An 18458-nucleotide genomic window follows, 5' to 3' on the forward strand; every position below is an offset into this window, starting at 1 on the left:
ATAACATGACTTCCCTGACACCTAGCGTCAGGGAAGTTAACAAATTTGATGAAATTTTATTAATTCCGACAAAACTTCAACCAGTCTTTTCTTAAGACTGATTGGCTCAATAACTCGAATAGATTTACCGTACGGTAAAAGCAAATGAGGTACATATGTATGTATCATATCTTTCTCAAGGAGAAATACTGCTTGATTTGAAGTCCACTCTTGTAAATAATGTCCTAAAAACCAATGTTGGCAAATATCACCCAATGCCCTTTTATCTCCATTAATAACCAAAGAAATAATCCCTTCCTTATCTTCTATAGTTGGAACAAGGTTTTTCATAAAGAAGTCACGTGCTGAAAAATTTTCTGGTCGGTTAAACTTATTTTCGGTTAACATTAGACTTTCCATTCGATCTACTCTAAAACTACGGATATCATTCCTAAGATGACAAAATCCAATCACATACCACTTATTATTCCAATAAATAATCCTGTACGGATCCACCAATCTATACTTTGATTGCCCTTCGCCACTTTTATAGTATAGAATTTTTACAGAGTATCCGTCAGCTACGGCCTGCTCCAATTCCTTCAAAAAAGGTTCCATAGCGAGGGAACTTAATCGACTTATTACTTCAAGACTAGTTAAATGTTGATTTATCTTTGTTTCCTGCTCTTGATTCGAATATTTTCTTAGCTTTGAAATAGCCCTATTTAGTGCTTCACCTCCATAATATCCCGCTTCTTCTGCAAAAATAGCAGCGTGAAATAGCGAGGTTTGCTCCTCAAAATCAAAAAAAAGTGGAGCTTCAATAAAATTGTTCAATAAAGTGTACCCACCGTTATGTCCTGCGTCTGAAATTATAGGTACACCACTTATTGAAAGTGTATCAATATAACGATATACAGTTCTTATATTCATCTCTAGCTTTTCTGAAATTTGTTTTGCAGTAATTTTTTCACCTGAACTAAGCATCCATAGAATTACTAGTACATTGTCAATTTTAGCCACAGAATCCACCTCTATATGGAAATAGTTTTATTTTAAAATCACACTAAAAACACTACCTATTCATTGAATTTCTATTTAAAAGTAAGAAAACCGAAAAAGCTAAAACAACTTACCATGTAATTTTTGAACTTGATCTTTTAATTGTTTGTTCTCTTCTTCTAGTGCCTTTATACGTTTTTTTAAGGTCTTTATTAATACTTCCTCTGAACGGACACTTTTACTAGTTTTTCGAGGGTTTAACTCACTCATTTGCATCCCTTAATGTCTCCACTCTAGTTCTAATATCTTTTTGTTTGTAAAGCCATGACTTTGAAACATTTGCTTTTTGTGCAACGGAATTAAAATTAATCTTCTCTTTTTTCAATGTCATCTCTGAAATTGTATTTTCAACCTTAATTCTTGTCTTCTCCGACTTTTCTTTGGATAGTTGAATTATGGCAGTTGTGTTACTCTTTCTAGTCATCTCAATTCGTCTCCTTTAAAGAATGAATAGATGCCAAAACGCGTTGTTTTCTTTATTTTCCGTTCCAAGCCTATTACAATTTTCATATTGAGGCTTTGAATTCCTTTATTTTTTGCATCAAACCCTAATGAATTTTTCAGAGGTAACTAATTATTAAGTCGTTTGTTAACTTCAATCCTAATGAACTCTGGCAAATAGCTGGGAGTACATCCTTTTGCTACTATTTCATCTTTGTAAAGACCCGTTTTCTCACCAAGTTTAATACAACGTGCGCGATTCTTTTCATCATAAACGCCTATCCAGCCTGCGGTGAAATTCATAGCCCATTGAACTTCCGGTTCTTCCTGCGTAATATTAGCATCTAATGCAGATAGCAAGTCTGCGGTGTTATCAGGCGGTGTTTGTCCAGTCCATCTCAATCGCCCTTGATAATACCAGAAAGCTCGCCTTTGAAGAGCAGAAGGACTATTTCCCCATGACTCCATCAATGCAATTTTCTTCTTGTCTTTGGTGAGCTGATTAGCCATTAACCAATCCATTAAGTTATTTCGCTCATCAAAAGTGTGAGTTTGCATATCCTTATCAAGCTTATTTAGCACATCTTGTGAAAGAAGTTTTTTGTCCATAATTAAGATTGCTAATAGTCTGGGCAAGAACTCTTCGGTTGACCAAAGTTCCACAGCTAGTTCGTGATCTTTTTTAATGTCCTTCGCGATTTTTCGTAAGTCGCCTAGCTTAGTTTTACTATTGATCTGAGGGAGAATGTTTTCTGCTTTTGATGAGCGTTTTATTTCTGTACCTTTATTTTCATTCATTTTATACAACTCCTTTATTAAAGCATTGTTTCTTAATATGTCCTTGACAGGATATATCAAGAACTTAATTTCGTTATAAGTCTCATTGCAGTGGTGTGCCTCCAAAGTTTACCTTTTTTAATATTGTAGCATATATCGTATTAAAGCTTTCTCCACCTATAATAGAAAAGCAACCTTCTTTAATATAAGTAATAACATTTAATTCATTTTAATTGGAAACGAAATCAGTTTCAGTTGGTGACACCAAAAACGAAAAAATCTAGACGGAAAATTGTTGTGGATGAAGATGTGATCAAAGCTTTGAGCCTTCACAAAGAAACTCAAGCAAAAACCATTCAGCAGTTAGGTGATGCTTACAATAATCAAGACCTCATCTTGGCTAAAACAGAGAGACATCCAAGATATCCTATCGTCATTAAAATGGTACAACTCAGGATAGCTAGACTTATTGCAATCACAAAATTAAACAAAGACTAGACACCTCACTCATTGAGACATACACACACTTCACTTTTAGCAGAAGCAGGTGTCGCACTCGAACAAATCATGGGTAGACTTGCCCATTCAGATGATCAAATCACCAAGAATGTTTATCTCCACGTAACACAAGAAAAGAAAAAAGAATGTTCCCAAAAGTTTACACAACTCATGAGAAGCCTCGATAATAATCCTCTATGTAAGAAAAAAACTCTTTTAACCTATATTGCCCCGCTGTAAGTAGCTTTCTGATTTCTACATTCATTACCTTGGAAATCATCCAAAACAATTCCGTTCTCTATTGTTTATTCCAGCAAAGCAAGGGCGTACGTTCTCATCAGATTTTAACAAAGCTACACCTAAAAAAGAGTAACGATTACTCGTCACTCTTCTCTACAGTGTTTTTAGCACTTGAATACAATCCTGAGGCTGATAACCCTAACATTGCACCAACTAATATACCCTGTTTTAAATCAAAGTCAGCCACATAAATCACACCTACAGCAATACCGATTACTAAAGCGATAAACGGCAACACTTTTTTACTCACGCCAGCCCTTTTAAACAACTCCACAATCCCCAATATCAGAGGAATTAAGACTACATCGTAAACTTCAAACATTTAATCACCTCTTTCCCTTCTACTATTTTATGAACTACTCGTCCTTTCGGTAACGGCCTATTTCCTGTATTTCCATTGAATGTTTTGCCACAACAAAGCTACCATTACTACAATGTGGACTCCTACAGTTACTGTGCCGTTCAACATACAATATCGTCTTACCCCCTTATCGAACTTGTAATAAGCCGAATTAGCGGATTCTAAAGCTCCAGTCATGTCATTTTTAGCCATTGTGCTAAAAAAAGTCTTAATGCCCGTTAGATGATCATTTTAACGTCTCTGTCAGCCATTCCATCACTCCTTATTTTGGGTAATTAAAAAGAACGCCTGATTAGACGTTCTTGATTTGTCCCTTACTATTCTTTTTGAAGTCCCTCTTTTTTTACTACTGATAAATTAATCGCGAATTCTTTCTTCACAAACTTATTACGAAATTCAGCAAGCGAGATTTAAAGCAAAAGCTATAAAAACCTTATAATAGTGTTTGGTGACAGCTATTCAAACCGTCACTTAAACACATTTCGTTAATAAAAAGACCATGAATGAACGGCTAGAAATGTATGAACCCTTTCCTTTATCAATCTTATTAAAAAGGTCTGTCCATAAATTATTCTTAATACGTAAACACCAAGTAGTTAGTAACTCGTATACATATAAAGAATAGTTGCACTCTACAAATAATTAGCAAAACCAACCTACCCTCATGAAAAAAGCGAAGTTATTCACTTGCATTTTGCAAATTATTTACCTCATCTATTTACATGCCGCAATTTATCGACAATTTAATCACTTGCAAAATGCAAATTCCGCACATAGTAATCCCCTCATCCCTGATTACTACTTAGTTCCCTCGCAGCTTTACCTCCAATACATGCATAGAGCGAAGGACTGTTTCACGTTCAAAGTCATTCATAGAAGCCAAGGCATTCTCCATTTTGGAAGCAATGATTCCATTGATGGCCACCACCATGTCACTGCCCTTTCCAGTTAACGACAATAAATATATTCTCCGGTCTCCTTCATAAGGAGTTCGGACGACCAGCTCTTTCTTCTCCAACGTACCAATCTGTCTGGAAAACGTCGTGATGTCCATACCGACAGCTTCAGCCACCATTTGCATGGACGGTTTATTCATTAATGAAATCTCATAAAGTATTGAACTTTGAACGATTGAAATCACATTGCAACTCGACTTATGAATGCCACGCATGCTTTTAGATAACGAGTGAAAAATAGGAATGATTTTTTCCATTAATGAATTCCCCCCACCAACTCTTTCTACAATTATACAGCAAGAAAAGTATAAGTAACTGTATTGATAGAAAATTCAATCCCTTGCATATGAGTGGCTTTGGCGAAATGCAAAAACGCGTCCATATAGTTGGACGCGTTGGATATCATGTATATGTAATTTCGCCTTCATCTTGGATATCAATTCCATTTTTGAGATGAACCGTGGTCTTTAAAATAAGCGTTTGGATTCGAGTTTCCGATTCGCTCTCCCATCGCTCGTCAGGTACCATTTCAAACGAAATCATCCATGTTTCTTTTGATTTGATGTCACTCATTATTTCAATAGATTGTTTTGCAATAATCACTTCATCAATTTCCGACCGTTTCAACAACTCAATCACAATAAAATCGACGAGTTCATCACTGGCGTCCCCATCGATATAAACCGTGCCGGAAAGTGTTTCACCAAAAGCGACATTCGGTCCATCGACGTTTGTATTAACGGTCATTTCTCCATATTCAATCGTTGATAAAAACTGCCTTACCATGTTCTATTCCCCCAATCTTCGACCATCCGGATCTTCATAATATAAGCCTTCAGCAGCTACATGTTTATTATACCGTATTTTGAACAATTTAAATAAATGTGTTACCCCAACTTTAATGAGTGCATATCCCGGGATTCCGAGAACGACACCGGGCACACCGAACAACGATCCTGCAGTGAGTAAAACAAAAATGATAGTGACCGGATGTGTATGCAATGATTTCCCCATAATTTGCGGTGAAATAAACTTCCCTTCGATGAGTTGAACAATTGTCCAAACGATTGCTAACTTGATAAGCATGAAGGGCGATGCCACAGCGATAATGACTGCAGGAGTAATTGCGATAAGCGGTCCTAGGTACGGGACGACACTTGTAAACATTGCAATGACACCGAGCAGTAACGCGTATTTCATTCCGATGATAAGAAACCCAATTGAAACCATGACACCAATGCAAATCGCGACAAGAATTTGCCCCTGGATATAAGAACTAATTTGGTGATCCGCATCGCGAAGAATGGTTTTAGCGTCATTACGCATGTGCGGAGGCAGCATCTGAACAAAGTAACGTGGCAGCTTCTCCCCATCTTTCAATAAATAGAAGAGAATAAAGGGCACCGTAATAATTGCAAGAACAAAACCAGTTAAAGCAGAAATGAAAGAACTAAGACCACTTGCAATTCCACCGACCGCATCCGTGAAATACTTTCCGATATCCCCTTGCCCAGATTCAAGGATATTTTTTACATTAATATCCAAACTTTCATAATAAGAAGCGAAAATCGATGTTCTTAAAAACTCATCGATTTTCAGCACCATCTGGCTGAAATATGTAGGGAAGTCTTCGACAAGGTTATTAAACTGTATTTTCAAGAATGGAAATACCATAAAGACCAGCAAGGTGATAAGACCCATGGCTCCGATGAATAGAATTAATATACCCCAGATTCGTGGTATTTTGATTTTTTCTAATAAACGTAAGATGGGCCTTAGTAAGTAATAAGCAATTGTTGCAAGAATGACTGGCAATACTACCGTCGAGAAAAAGACAGTAATCGGATAAAAAATGAAAGAAATCCGATTAAAAATAAGTATGATTAAGCCAATCAATAATAGTGAAATGAGAACAAACAACGTGCTACGCCCACCTAAAAAACGAATTATATTCGAAATCGGTTTATTTCTATTCTCATCAGCTTCCATGGGCATCCTCTACTCTCGTCAAGTTTCTGCTATTAATCCAACTTCATATTAAGGAATTTTGAGATCGCCTCTTTATTTTTCACTTTATCCACTTCAATAACAGATCCAGCGTGTGGATACGAATTAAATGAATAGGATCCCTCTATTGGAACAGTCATCGTTTCAACTTCTGCACCTTTTTTCATTATAAGGGAGATTGCACGTGAAATTTCGTCTTTTGACGTTAAGTCCGTATTGATGAAACCTGATAACGCTCCTGCAAGCTTCGGCACATTTGCAATCATTCCTGGTCGCATCGCTTCGTCCTTCATCGCAGAGATTACTTCTTGTTGTCGTGCAACTCGACCAAAATCACCTTCTTCATCTGCACGAAAACGCGCATAGCCAAGTAATTCCTTGCCGTTCAACTGTTTTTTTCCTGGCATAAGTGTAACGCCAATCTTTTCTGACATTTCTTTTTTAACATCAATCTCTACTCCGCCTGGAAACGCAATATCAACAATCGATTCAAAGTTAGCAAAATCAACAATTGCATAGTGATGAATAGGGACACCAAACATCCCTGTTATCGTGTCTTTCGTAGTCTGCAGTTTGCCGAGATAATAGGCGGTATTTAACTTATACGACTTGTATGCTGGAATCTCCGCATAAATATCACGCATAAATGAAATCACCCGTATCTTCCCAGCACCCTTATCCCAAGATAGCACCATCATCGTATCTGTCCGCGATTTCCCACTGCCATCATCGTCCACACCGAGCAGTAAGTAATTTTCAACGGATGTATACTTCGGATCTGTAGCATCCCCTTTAAACGGACCCGGGTCAATCCCATTGTTTTTTGCCAACGATTTCCCCGCATTGTATTCAGTATATGAATACAACCCAGCTCCGATAAAACAGAGTGTGACTATTAAAAAGATGACCCTGCCGATGCGAAGTTTTTTCTTTCTTCTTCTTTTCGGTACTGGCCCTTCATAATGTTCTTCCATTATTGATTCCTCCAAAAAGTGATATCTCCATTAGGACGAACAGGAAGTCTCTTGGTTGCGTCTAATTATTTCAATTATAACACGATGGGCCCTTGAGGTTAACCTTAACTATTTTTTGCGCGGATCTAGGTCTGTAAATGTAGTTATATCCATTAATATTTATTCTATAATGGTCGATTTACAACAGTTCCCCACTCCCCCCATTACATCCCTGCATATGTTACATAGATGTTGGTGAAGAAAGGTGGTGTAAGATATGGGACGTGAACATGGTGGTGGAGAAGGTAGCTCGTTTGCTTTGCTTGTTGTGCTTTTTATACTATTGATAATCATTGGCGCAAGCTTCATCTATTAATATAAAAAATAATCCAATCTCAACCGCTCATTAGCATCTCTCAACTGTAAGAGCGCTTAGTAGGCGCTCTTTTTGCTGTTGTACTAAACAGAGGCAAACAACTATTTTCTACTATTCTAATTATGATACAATTTACTTATATGCAATGAAAGGGTGTTGGTAACGATGACTAAAGAAATAGTTGAAAAAGCCACATTTGCTGGTGGTTGTTTTTGGTGTATGGTGAAACCATTTAAAGAGTGGGACGGTATCCACGACGTCGTATCCGGTTATATGGGAGGACATGTTGTGAATCCTACATATGAAGATGTCAAAAAGGGCGACTCTGGTCATTTAGAGGTCGTCGAAATCACATATGATCCATCCGTTTTTTCCTATGATAAATTACTGGATGTATTTTGGCAGCAAATCGACCCGACCGATGCAGATGGACAATTCCAAGACCGCGGACATTCGTATTCAACAGCTATCTTCTATTATACAGATGAGCAGCGTCAAATTGCCGAAACGTCTAAAGATAAACTTGGTGCAAGCGGTACATTCTCTAAACCGATTGTGACACCAATCCGTCCCACTGAAACATTTTACCGTGCAGAAGACTATCACCAGGATTATCACGCAAAAGAACAAGGGCATTACGAAGAAGACCGCGCACTTTCTGGTCGGGATGAATTTATCGCAGGGCACTGGTCGTAACAGTAAGAACTGGAGTGCCCGACAATGTATTTCGTTAAACTACTAGCAATTTCTATGATATTCTTTATTTTTGGGATTAAAGCAGGACTTCCAAGCTAAGTCCCATCATATATGTAAAAAACTGAATAATGAGCGCTTATCAAAGTACTCATTATTTAGTTTTTCCTGTTCTAAAAGAATAATCAATTTTACTAGAATTAAGATTGATAAACTTCTATTATTTAACTACAAAATGTTGGATATACGGCGTCATATCTTTTAAAACGGCACGTAAACATTCAGGGTATAATGCGACTTCATTCAGTTCTTTGATTGGTGTCCATTTAAATATTAATCGCTCGCCTTCAATGCCATGAAAAGGGGCTTCGTTATATGAAGATGGATTCCCCTTTGATGTTATCGCATAATAAAAGCCAATTTCATGAAAATCACTCCCGCCATGTTCAAAGAAATTCTCGATGACCAAAGCCATTCGGTCCACATGCACGTCAATTCCCAATTCTTCACGAAATTCCCTTTTAAGGCTGCTTTGCGAATCCTCCGCAATTTCAACTCTTCCCCCAGGAAGCGACCATTGCGACTCATTTACATCCCGATGTAATAAAACATGCCCATTTTCAATCCAAATTCCAGCTACTCGATAATTAAATACAGCTTTTTCAGTTTTAAATACAACATCCATGAATTTCATTCCCTTCAAGTCAAGCTTTCTTATTTTGACTAGTTGTATAATCAAATGCAACAACCTTAAAACATGAAAAGCCACAGACAAACCGTGTATGATCAGGTCGACTAAAACACAATCAATACGGAGGTTTATCTATGGCACAAACACATTCTACCACATTTAAACGCACCTATAAACGAGGCATGATTGCAGCGCTTCACGGCGAAGGGAAAATCCATGCAGGACATCTCAAACTCGATCGACTATGACCGTAGTATAATCTGGCGTGAATTAAAGCGTGGTACCGTAACACAGTTGAAAACCGGCCGCACCATGTACGAAGCCCACTTCCCAGAGACAGCCCAGGTCAAATACCAAGAAAATCAGAAAGCTTGCGGTGCCAAACCCAAGCTTGATGAAACCATTGAATTTATCAAGTTTGCAGAGGCTAAGATATTGAATGATGAGTGGTCACCCGACGACGTCTGCGGATTTGCGTAGCGCAACAATCTCTTTGATAAGGCACGCGTTTGTACAAAAACATTTTACAACTATATTGAGCTCAGACTCATCACTGTCAAAAATATTGATTTACCTATGAAGGTTCGCCTAAACACAAAAACAAAAAGAAGCCGGGTAAACAAGCGTGTTCTTGGTCGTAGTATCGAAGAGCGCCCGACTGAAGTCGAGGATCGTGAAGTATTCGGCGATTGGGAAATCGTTACTGCCATCGGAAAGAAGAGCCAGGACGAGGCACCTTTCACAATTACTGAACGTAAAACCCGTTAGGAGATCACCTTAAGGATTCTTGCCAAGAGTAGCTAAGCGGTAAGTGCTGCTTTCTGTGAACTACGAGACTAACTTCGCAAAGCTGTTTAAAACAATTATCGCTGATAACGGATCCGAATTCTCCGAACTTAATACTTCCGTCTTCCGTGAAGGTACAGAGGTCTTCTTTGCCCATCCCTATACATCTTGCGAACGTGGAACGGATGAGGACCATAATGGATTAATCCATCGTTTTATCCCGAAGTGGAAAACAATCACTTCAGTTTCTGAAGATACAATTCGCTATGCAGAAAACTAGTGTAATCGCCTGCCTAGAAAGATTCTTGGGTATCAAACGCCTGAAGAATGCTTCTTAGAAGAACTCTCCAATATAGCTTGAGTAACGGTTCGTCTGTACTTTCATGATTTATTGCATTTAAGGTAGAAAAATTAATAGTGTTTAGCTTATAATTTAAATGGGTGATTAAAAGTGACTATTCAACGTAAAAAGTTAATTGATACCTGCGATAACCGCAGGCTGTACAGTAAATATTCACAAAAAAGTACACCGAGCGTAATTTTCATAGCTGGATTAGGCGATAGTTGTGAGACTTGGAACGAGGTCCAAGGCCGAATATCTCAGGAAACATCTACCTTTTCTTACGACAGGGCGGGTGTTGGCAGGAGCCGTGTGACATCCGCCCCGCGGACTTGCCTTGATCTGGTAGAGGAGCTTTCCGAATTGTTGCTAGAGCTTGAGGTCCAACCGCCCTATGTATTGGTGGGGCATTCTTTTGGCGGTTTGGTCGCCAGATTGTATGCAAGCCTTTATCCGCAGGTCATTTCCGGTATAATTTTGGTTGATGCTGCGCCCGAATATAAAGAGCTTGCGTATGAAAAGGTTTTGCCTAAAAAGTTGGTTGCAGGAAATAGGGAATATTTCGAGAATCCTATGTTAAATAGTGAGAAGATCGATAAGGTACAGAGTTATAAACAAATCGTTGATTATTTCCGAATAAGTGACATTCCTCTCTCAATTATCACAAGAGGCTTACCGGATAAGAGTGACGGGGAATGGCCTGATAAGGAAATACTGGAAATTGAGCAAAGGCTGCAAGTAGATTTCCAGTGGCTGTCAACGTCAAGCAAACACCGGATTGCTTGTCGGAGCGGACATTATATTCATCACGATGAACCGGAAATTGTGATCGAGGAGATTATTATAATGCTGAAGGGGATGGGAAAGCAAACGATGCAAGGATGAAATTTATGTTGGACCTTCAAATAATTAATAGTGAGCATTACCGGCCTTGTGAAGGTGAGTTGCTGCAGGATTTCGTAACTCTGATGTGGAAGAAACAATCCGTTACGCCGAGGACTGGCGCAACCGTCTACCTAGAAAGATTCTAGACTACCGCACGCCATAAGAGTGCTTGTTAGAAGAACTCGCTAACATCGCCTGAGTCATGGTTAATGGGGACTTTTATGTTTTGTTGCATTTAATATTACATTTTACGTAAAAATAATAGCAATAGTATCGGAAAGTAAAGATAAGTATTAAGTAAACGTATGCGTCAAACTATGCCCAACTAAAAAATGCCTACTCAGAACTGAAATAACTAATCCAGGTAAGCATTTTTTATTATTCGATGTCGGTTTGAAATAATTCGTAATGGACGATATCATCTCGATTCAATATTTTTTTGACTTTTGGTTTTTCTATAGGAAAACCAAGACCTAGAATTGCAACAATTTTAGGTCTGACGGGATGTTTAAAGCTTCCCTCACATCTGTTTCACGAACCCTCGACTCTTCTGCATCCTCTGAATGATAGACAGCATCAAACCCAACGCCGAGCTGTAGATCCGTTGCAGCTAACCACATAAATGCTGTCGCGATGGATGCATCTTGCAGCCACTATTTACTGATACCAGGTCGCCCAGTCACAACAATCGCCACTTGCGCAGTAGACAGCCATTTCATGAAGGGTGTCGTTTTTCAAAACAGCCAATTTTTCCACGTTTTTCAATGACGATAAATTCACGGGAAGGAAAATTATTCCCTGAAGGTGCATAAAGCTGAATCTATGATTTGATCCAGTAGGTCCCCAGAATTTCTTTCTCCTGAAAACTAGTGATTTCACGTCTTAAACGTATAACTTCTACTATTGACAATTCCCCCCTGTACTTATAGGAAAGATATACTTTTAACTAATTATACCGTTAATTCCAACTACTCACATTTCCGAAGAATTGAGGTTCTTAAAGAACACGCTGCTCTATCTGTTGTTTAATTAGCAAAGCAAAGCCTTCAATAGATAAACACTCCGTTTTCTGACTACCAAATTCCCGAACATTCACCGTTCCATCACTAACCTCTTTGTCACCAAGAATAAGTGTATAAGAAACCTTCTGAAGTTGGGCTTCTCTTACCTTGTAGCCTAACTTTTCGTTCCGCTGATCAATTTCAACCCGTATGCCTTCATTTCTTAAAACGGATTGTACATTCAATGCGTAATCCAAATGTACACTTGAAACTGGAACAATTTGTACTTGCCTAGGAGCAAGCCATGTTGGAAAAGCACCTGCAAAATGTTCAATCAGTATGCCGAAAAAACGATCGATTGAGCCAAAAATTGCACGGTGAATGACCACCGGCCGAACTTTTTCGTTGTTTTCATCAATATACGTGAGGTCAAACTTTTCAGGCATTTGGAAATCGAGTTGAATTGTGCCGCATTGGTGGCTGCGTCCAAGTGCATCTTTAATATGGAAGTCAATTTTTGGTCCGTAAAATGCACCATCCCCCTCATTTAATTGATAAGTAACTGCTAGATCATCTAATACATTCTTTAGAGCCTCTTCTGAATCATTCCAAATTTCATCACTTCCTAGTGATTGTTCTGGCCTAGTTGAAAGTTCAATCGAATATTCAAAACCAAAAGTTTGATAAACTTCATCAATCAGATGAACAACTTGCTTTATTTCGCTTTTAATTTGATTATGCCTCACAAAAATATGCGCATCGTCTTGGCAAAATGTTCGAACCCTTAATAATCCGTTAAGAGCACCACTAAATTCATGTCGATGGACTTGACCGAATTCAGCCATACGTATTGGTAAATCACGGTATGAATGAAGACTATTTTTGAAAATTAGCATATGGCCCGGACAGTTCATCGGCTTCATAGCAAATTTTGCGTTTTCCACTTCTGAAAAATACATATTCTCATGGTAATGATCCCAGTGCCCCGATTGCTCCCACAGACGTTGATTCATCATGAAAGGCGTGTGGACTTCTGCGTACCCCGCCTTCGTCTGTAGTGCACGTGAAAAGTTCTCTAGCTCAGTGCGTATTATCTGCCCATTCGGTAAATAGAACGGCATGCCTGGTGCTTCCTCAGAGAACATGAATAATTCAAGTTGCTTTCCAAGTTTTCGATGATCCCTTTTTTCTGCTTCCTCCAAAAAATACAAATGCTGTTCTAAGTCTTTCTTTTTCAAAAAGGAAATTCCATAGATACGTTGCATCACTTGATTATCACTATCTCCCCGCCAATAAGCACCTGACACCTGCGTTAACTTGAATGCTTTTATCCATCCAGTTGACGGTAAATGTGGTCCGCGGCAAAGGTCTATAAATTCTCCTTGTTTATAAAGGGAAATTTTCTCGTCCGCTGGTATGTCTTTTAATAGTTCTAATTTAAACAATTCGCCACGCTTCTCAAATAGTTCTTCTGCCTCTCCATACGTGACTTCTATACGTTCAATTTTCAAATCTTCTTCGATAATAGCTTGCATCTTTTTTTCAATCATTACTAAATCATTCGAAGTGACGCTTGTATCCGATAGAAAGTCATAGTAAAAACCGTGTTCAATTATGGGGCCAATCCCTAACTTCGAATCGTCATAAAGTCTTTTAACCGCCTGCCCTAGCACATGTGCAGTTGTGTGCCTTAGAACTTCGAGTCCTTCTATCGATTCCTTTGTGAAAAGTGTAATCGCAGCATCCTCCATAATGCATTGTGATAAATCATATAATTGTTCATTCACTTTTCCCGCTACAACATTCTTTCTCAAACTTAAGCTAATGGACTGTGCAATATCCGCTAATGTAATACCTAGAGGAAAATTCTTTCGGCTACTGTCTGGAAATCGAATCTCAATTTGCTTGTCATTCATCTTAAAACACCCCATCCAATTTTTTGTATAAAAAAAAACCCGTCCCAAATAAAGGGACGAGTATGATTTACCCGTGATTCCACCCAAATTTCTAACACCATCCAACAATGGTGTTAACTCATGGCGCTGTAACGTAGCATTAACGGAATTAGTTACTTCATTTCACTAATACAGCTCAAAAGTGGTAAATTATCTTCTGCGTTAGGAAGTTCTCAGCAATACTTCCCTCTCTGGAAACCATCAAAATAATTCATGTCTTTGTCATCGCTTTTATCGTTATTCAGTTATATTTCTATACAAATAAACACACCCATCCCTAGTAAAGGGACGAGTGTGTTTGCTCGTGATTCCACCCAAATTTCTAACACCATCCAACAATGGCGTTTGCTCATGGTGCTGTAACGTAGCATAGACGGCTTCATGCAGCTCAAAAGTGGTAAATTGTTTTTCTAAGTTAGGAAGATTTCAGCAATACTTCCCTCTCTGGAAACCATCAAAACAATTCATGTCTTTATCATCGCTGTTACAAGTATAGTTAAAATTCATTGAAATCGAATTAGTTAATATCCTACAACAAAGAAAATGGATTATCAAGCTTTTTTGGGTTGCATCCAATACAGTTTATGTATGATTAGTTAAAAAGGATACTCATAGTTAGGTTCATACTGGCCCATATCCTCAAATCATTTCATACCTAAAAAAGTAAAGCCGACCTTTTCCAATACCTTTAGTGACCTTTGACTATCAGGACTTCCAGATGCTGTGTACACGTGCACTTCTACATGATTTCCGGCAATTTCTAAGTAAGACTACGCTGTTTCTCTTGCGAAACCTTTGCCACTATATTTTTCATTATAATGATAAGTTAATTCTATATTAATTAATAAATTCATACAATTAAATTCAGCAGTATTTATAATTTCATTAGCTACGTCAAAGGAGTAATTAATTATGAATATATCCAGAAATCCATGTTCATTTTGTGGTTATATTCTCAGGGGTTTCCTCTCTTTCTTAAGGTAAGCGAAAAAACCTTTTGAACGAAATAATATGGGAATAATAACCCCAAGGATTATGCTAATTCCCGTGGGGTTACTTTATTCACACGTCAAGCAAGCTATATAAATGAGCGGAGTCACTGACATAAAACGTTTGCTGCTTGCGGCCACTTAATAACAATAAAGAACGAAGGAGATTAGTTATCAATGATGTTTATGTTGTAGTTTACTAACCACATGTTAATTTGGGATAGGTGGGCGATGAGTTGGGGGCCTGTCATAAGCTGACCGAACCAAGGAACTTTGAATGAGGATCCGTCTGAATCGATGATGTCCTTGACTCTTTGTTTTGAGACAAGTTCTAGTAGGGGAGATGTTTTATTATCTAGGATGTCGTTTAACTTAGTCTTTACGAGTTTCATATATGTTTGATGATGTGTTTTAGGGTACGGACTCTTTTTCCGGTATAGAATTTCATTAGGAAGTACTCCTTCTAAAGCCTTTCGTAATATTCCTTTCTCTTGGCCGTTCAGCATTTTCATTTCCCACGGTATGTTCCAGGCATATTCAACAATTCGGTGATCGGCGAATGGAACCCGTACTTCTAAACTTGCTCCCATACTCATGCGATCTTTTCGCTCCAGAAGCGTTGACATAAACCAAATCATATTTAAATAAGACATTTCCCGGTGCCGTGCTTCTATTTGGGTTTCTCCCCCTAGAAGAGGCACTTCACTAATCGTTTCGTTATAGCGATTCCTCACATACCCTTCCAAATCGAGTTTCTTTTGCCAATGTGGAAGCAACAGCTGCTGTCTTTCCGTTTGTGACCGCATCCACGGAAACTCCTTTCCGTGCAGCAGTTCTTCTTTATAGAACCATGGATATCCTCCGAAGATCTCATCCGCACACTCACCAGACAATGCAACTGTATAATCTTGTTTCATCTGTTCGCAAAACCATAACAATGATGAGTCTACGTCTGCCATACCAGGTAAATCTCTCATCATCACTGCTTCTTCCAACAGATTTGCCAGCTGATCATTATTTATAATAGCCGAGTGATGAATAGACCCCAAATATTGTTGCATTTTCTCTATCCATGGTGCATCTTGATCAGGCTGAAAGGAACTCGCTTTGAAATATTGATTGTTGTGCTCGTAGTCAATGGAGTACGTATGAAGGGTACCGCGTCCCTCTTTTTTAAAATATTCTGAAGCAAATGAACTAATAGCACTCGAATCAATTCCTCCAGATAAGAATGTACAAACAGGTACATCAGCAACTAACTGGCGCTCAACGGCATCCTTTACAAGAATTTTTACTTGTTCAGCCGTCTCATCTAACGTATGATGATGCTTTTTGCTTTCTACATTCCAATACCGCCAAGTTTTCAGTCCATTTCGATTGTAAATTAATGCATGAGCTGGGCGAAGTTCATTAATGCCCCGAAAGACACCATGACCAGGAGTCCGGGATGGCCCTAATCCAAATATTTCCTGAAACCCCTCCCTGTCCACTTCACTTTTCACTTTTGGATGTGCAAGTATTGCTTTAATCTCTGAACCAAATATGAGCGATTCGTTTTCTTCACGATAAAATAGAGGTTTGACACCAAGTCGGTCTCTTGCCATAAAAAGCTGCTCTCGGTGTTGATCCCAAACAGCAAATGCAAAAATTCCATTTAGATGCATTACGCAATTTTCTCCCCATTCGATATATGCCGTCAGTAACACTTCCGTATCGGAATATGACTGAAAAGAGTACCCTCTTTGTAGTAATTCCTTTCTAATTTCTTCTGTATTATAAAGCTCTCCGTTATATACGATAGTAAAAGTATGGTTGTTTTTTTCTATTGACATCGGCTGTATACCTCCGGCAGGATCGACAACTATAAGCCGGGTATGACCAAGTAACAGATGGCGCGAACTCCATACATTAGAAGCATCCGGACCACGCTTCGCCAATGAATTCGCCATCTTTTCCACAATGAATACTTGCTGTGTCAAATCTTGATGCCAATCAATCCATCCTGTTATTCCACACACTCGCAATCACTCCTTCTCATTAGAAATTTACATATTAGCTTTTTTTCACTATCCACCGCTTCATTAATATTGCGACAGATATTGATCGCGTTCCCATGGGTGTACTTGTGTCCTATACATATCCCATTCAATTTCTTTTGCTTCAATAAACCGTTCCAACAAATGGCTGCCTATAGCTTGAGTAATCACTTTGTCTGCTTTTAATTTTTTTAGTGCCTCAGCTAAAGTAGCCGGCAAATCAATGATTCCGGTTTTTTCCCGCTCTTCTTTTGACATCACATAGATATTTTTGTTAATTGTTTCAGGAGGTGTTAATTTATTTTTAATGCCATCTAATCCCGCAGCTAACAAGACAGCCATGGCTAAATATGGATTTGCAGCAGGGTCAACACTACGAACCTCTACACGTGTACTCATTCCACGTGATGCGGGGATTCGAATAAGTGCACTTCTATTTCTTGCTGACCAAGCCACATAGCATGGCGCCTCATACCCGGGAACTAACCTTTTGTAGGAGTTTACAGTAGGGTTTGTAATAGCAGTAAAACTCTGAGCATGTTTCAGAATTCCTGCCACAAAACTTCTTGCAGTATCACTTATTTCTAGCGACCCGTTTGGATCATAAAATGCATTTTCGCCATTTTTGAATAAGCTCAAGTTACAATGCATGCCAGATCCATTTATGCCGAATAATGGTTTAGGCATAAATGTCGCATGTAGCCCATGTTTGCGAGCAATAGTTTTAACGATAAGCTTAAAGGTTTGAATATCATCACAGGCTCTTATGGCACTTTGATATTTAAAGTCAATTTCATGCTGGCCCGGTGCTACTTCATGATGGGAAGCTTCAATCTCAAATCCCATTTCTTCCAGTTCAAATACGATATCGCGACGGCAAGTTTCCCCTAAGTCAGTTGGTGCAAGATCAAAATAACCGCCATGATCATTCAATTCCAATGATGGTTCACCCTTGTCATTGAGTTTAAATAAGAAAAATTCAGGTTCAGGTCCAACATTGAAATCAGAAAACCCAAGTACTTTCATTTCATTTAAAATCCTTTTGAGATTATTGCGAGGGTCACCTTCAAATGGTGTTCCATCTGGATGATAAATATCACAGATGAGACGCGCGATCTTTCCTTTTTCTGTTGTAAAAGGAAAGATAATAAACGTATCTAAATCTGGGTATAAATACATATCAGATTCTTCAATACGTACAAATCCTTCAATTGATGAGCCATCAAACATCATTTTGTTATCGAGTGCTTTCGGCAACTGACTAATCGGAATTTCAACATTTTTAATTTTCCCGAATAAGTCTGTAAATTGTAGTCGAACATACCTTACATTTTGCATCTTAGCCAAATCTAAAATAGATTCTCTGTTCATA

16 protein-coding genes, 2 pseudogenes and 1 other annotated feature are annotated in these 18458 nt (G+C 38.5%); of the genes and pseudogenes, 6 read left to right on the forward strand and 12 right to left on the reverse strand.

Annotated features, from left to right (window positions below; translation table 11 throughout):
* Positions 1–36: 36 nt before the first annotated feature.
* From AZE41_RS11465 to AZE41_RS11475, 3 genes and pseudogenes are all read right to left on the reverse strand, one after another.
* Positions 37–1002, reverse strand: a complete 966-nt coding sequence (locus AZE41_RS11465) for a helix-turn-helix transcriptional regulator (protein WP_067209429.1) — start codon at positions 1000–1002, stop codon at positions 37–39.
* 99 nt (positions 1003–1101) lie between these two features.
* Positions 1102–1465, reverse strand: a pseudogene (locus AZE41_RS11470) (DUF6262 family protein).
* A gap of 146 nt (positions 1466–1611) precedes the next feature.
* Positions 1612–2280: a DNA alkylation repair protein gene (locus AZE41_RS11475; protein ID WP_067209432.1), complete on the reverse strand. Its 669-nt coding sequence runs from the start codon at positions 2278–2280 to the stop codon at positions 1612–1614.
* Positions 2281–2556: 276 nt separating this feature from the next.
* Between AZE41_RS11475 and AZE41_RS23285 the strand changes: the two genes are divergently transcribed.
* Positions 2557–2757: a hypothetical protein gene (locus AZE41_RS23285; RefSeq protein ID WP_067209433.1), complete on the forward strand. Its 201-nt coding sequence runs from the start codon at positions 2557–2559 to the stop codon at positions 2755–2757.
* 12 nt (positions 2758–2769) lie between these two features.
* Positions 2770–2997 carry a site-specific integrase gene (locus AZE41_RS22200; RefSeq protein WP_082786575.1) on the forward strand — a complete coding sequence of 76 codons (228 nt, stop codon included), beginning with the start codon at positions 2770–2772 and terminating at the stop codon, positions 2995–2997.
* A 136-nt stretch (positions 2998–3133) separates the two neighbouring features.
* Here AZE41_RS22200 and AZE41_RS11485 read toward each other — a convergent pair whose 3' ends face one another.
* The 5 genes from AZE41_RS11485 to AZE41_RS11505 form a co-directional block, all read right to left on the reverse strand.
* Positions 3134–3379 carry a hypothetical protein gene (locus tag AZE41_RS11485; RefSeq protein WP_067209436.1) on the reverse strand — a complete coding sequence of 82 codons (246 nt, stop codon included), beginning with the start codon at positions 3377–3379 and terminating at the stop codon, positions 3134–3136.
* A gap of 841 nt (positions 3380–4220) precedes the next feature.
* Complete coding sequence (locus AZE41_RS11490; RefSeq protein ID WP_067209437.1) at positions 4221–4631, reverse strand: MarR family winged helix-turn-helix transcriptional regulator; 411 nt, start codon at positions 4629–4631, stop codon at positions 4221–4223.
* 145 nt (positions 4632–4776) lie between these two features.
* Entirely contained in the window at positions 4777–5160 is a 384-nt protein-coding gene (locus tag AZE41_RS11495) for a sporulation protein (protein WP_067209440.1), read from the reverse strand.
* Between the two features lie 3 nt (positions 5161–5163).
* Positions 5164–6369, reverse strand: coding sequence for an AI-2E family transporter (locus AZE41_RS11500; RefSeq protein WP_187044880.1), 1206 nt, complete (start codon positions 6367–6369; stop codon positions 5164–5166).
* A 26-nt stretch (positions 6370–6395) separates the two neighbouring features.
* Positions 6396–7355 carry an LCP family protein gene (locus AZE41_RS11505; RefSeq protein WP_067209453.1) on the reverse strand — a complete coding sequence of 320 codons (960 nt, stop codon included), beginning with the start codon at positions 7353–7355 and terminating at the stop codon, positions 6396–6398.
* A gap of 256 nt (positions 7356–7611) precedes the next feature.
* Between AZE41_RS11505 and AZE41_RS22205 the strand changes: the two genes are divergently transcribed.
* Together AZE41_RS22205 and msrA are read left to right on the forward strand one after the other, a co-directional pair.
* Complete coding sequence (locus AZE41_RS22205; protein WP_082786576.1) at positions 7612–7710, forward strand: YjcZ family sporulation protein; 99 nt, start codon at positions 7612–7614, stop codon at positions 7708–7710.
* A gap of 165 nt (positions 7711–7875) precedes the next feature.
* Entirely contained in the window at positions 7876–8406 is a 531-nt protein-coding gene (msrA, locus tag AZE41_RS11510) for a peptide-methionine (S)-S-oxide reductase MsrA (protein WP_067209456.1), read from the forward strand.
* A gap of 217 nt (positions 8407–8623) precedes the next feature.
* Here msrA and AZE41_RS11515 read toward each other — a convergent pair whose 3' ends face one another.
* Positions 8624–9142, reverse strand: a complete 519-nt coding sequence (locus AZE41_RS11515; protein WP_231885667.1) for an NUDIX hydrolase — start codon at positions 9140–9142, stop codon at positions 8624–8626.
* 86 nt (positions 9143–9228) lie between these two features.
* Here AZE41_RS11515 and AZE41_RS11520 point away from each other — a divergent pair.
* Positions 9229–10241, forward strand: a pseudogene (locus AZE41_RS11520) (IS30 family transposase).
* 90 nt (positions 10242–10331) lie between these two features.
* Positions 10332–11105, forward strand: coding sequence for an alpha/beta fold hydrolase (locus AZE41_RS11525; protein ID WP_067209460.1), 774 nt, complete (start codon positions 10332–10334; stop codon positions 11103–11105).
* Between the two features lie 997 nt (positions 11106–12102).
* Here AZE41_RS11525 and thrS read toward each other — a convergent pair.
* The 3 genes from thrS to glnA all read right to left on the reverse strand — a co-directional run bounded on the left by thrS (position 12103) and on the right by glnA (position 18457).
* Positions 12103–14022: a threonine--tRNA ligase gene (gene thrS / locus AZE41_RS11530; protein ID WP_067209462.1), complete on the reverse strand. Its 1920-nt coding sequence runs from the start codon at positions 14020–14022 to the stop codon at positions 12103–12105.
* A gap of 49 nt (positions 14023–14071) precedes the next feature.
* Positions 14072–14296 (reverse strand) — a binding site (T-box leader).
* Positions 14297–15217: 921 nt separating this feature from the next.
* Positions 15218–17068 carry an asparagine synthase (glutamine-hydrolyzing) gene (gene asnB / locus AZE41_RS11535; RefSeq protein WP_067209465.1) on the reverse strand — a complete coding sequence of 617 codons (1851 nt, stop codon included), beginning with the start codon at positions 17066–17068 and terminating at the stop codon, positions 15218–15220.
* Positions 17069–17131: 63 nt separating this feature from the next.
* Positions 17132–18457 (reverse strand): type I glutamate--ammonia ligase, encoded by a 1326-nt coding sequence (gene glnA, locus AZE41_RS11540; protein WP_067209467.1) that lies wholly within the window; start codon positions 18455–18457, stop codon positions 17132–17134.
* Between the last annotated feature and the right edge of the window lies 1 nt (position 18458).

It is taken from the genome of Sporosarcina psychrophila (assembly GCF_001590685.1).
Lineage (GTDB): Bacteria > Bacillota > Bacilli > Bacillales_A > Planococcaceae > Sporosarcina > Sporosarcina psychrophila.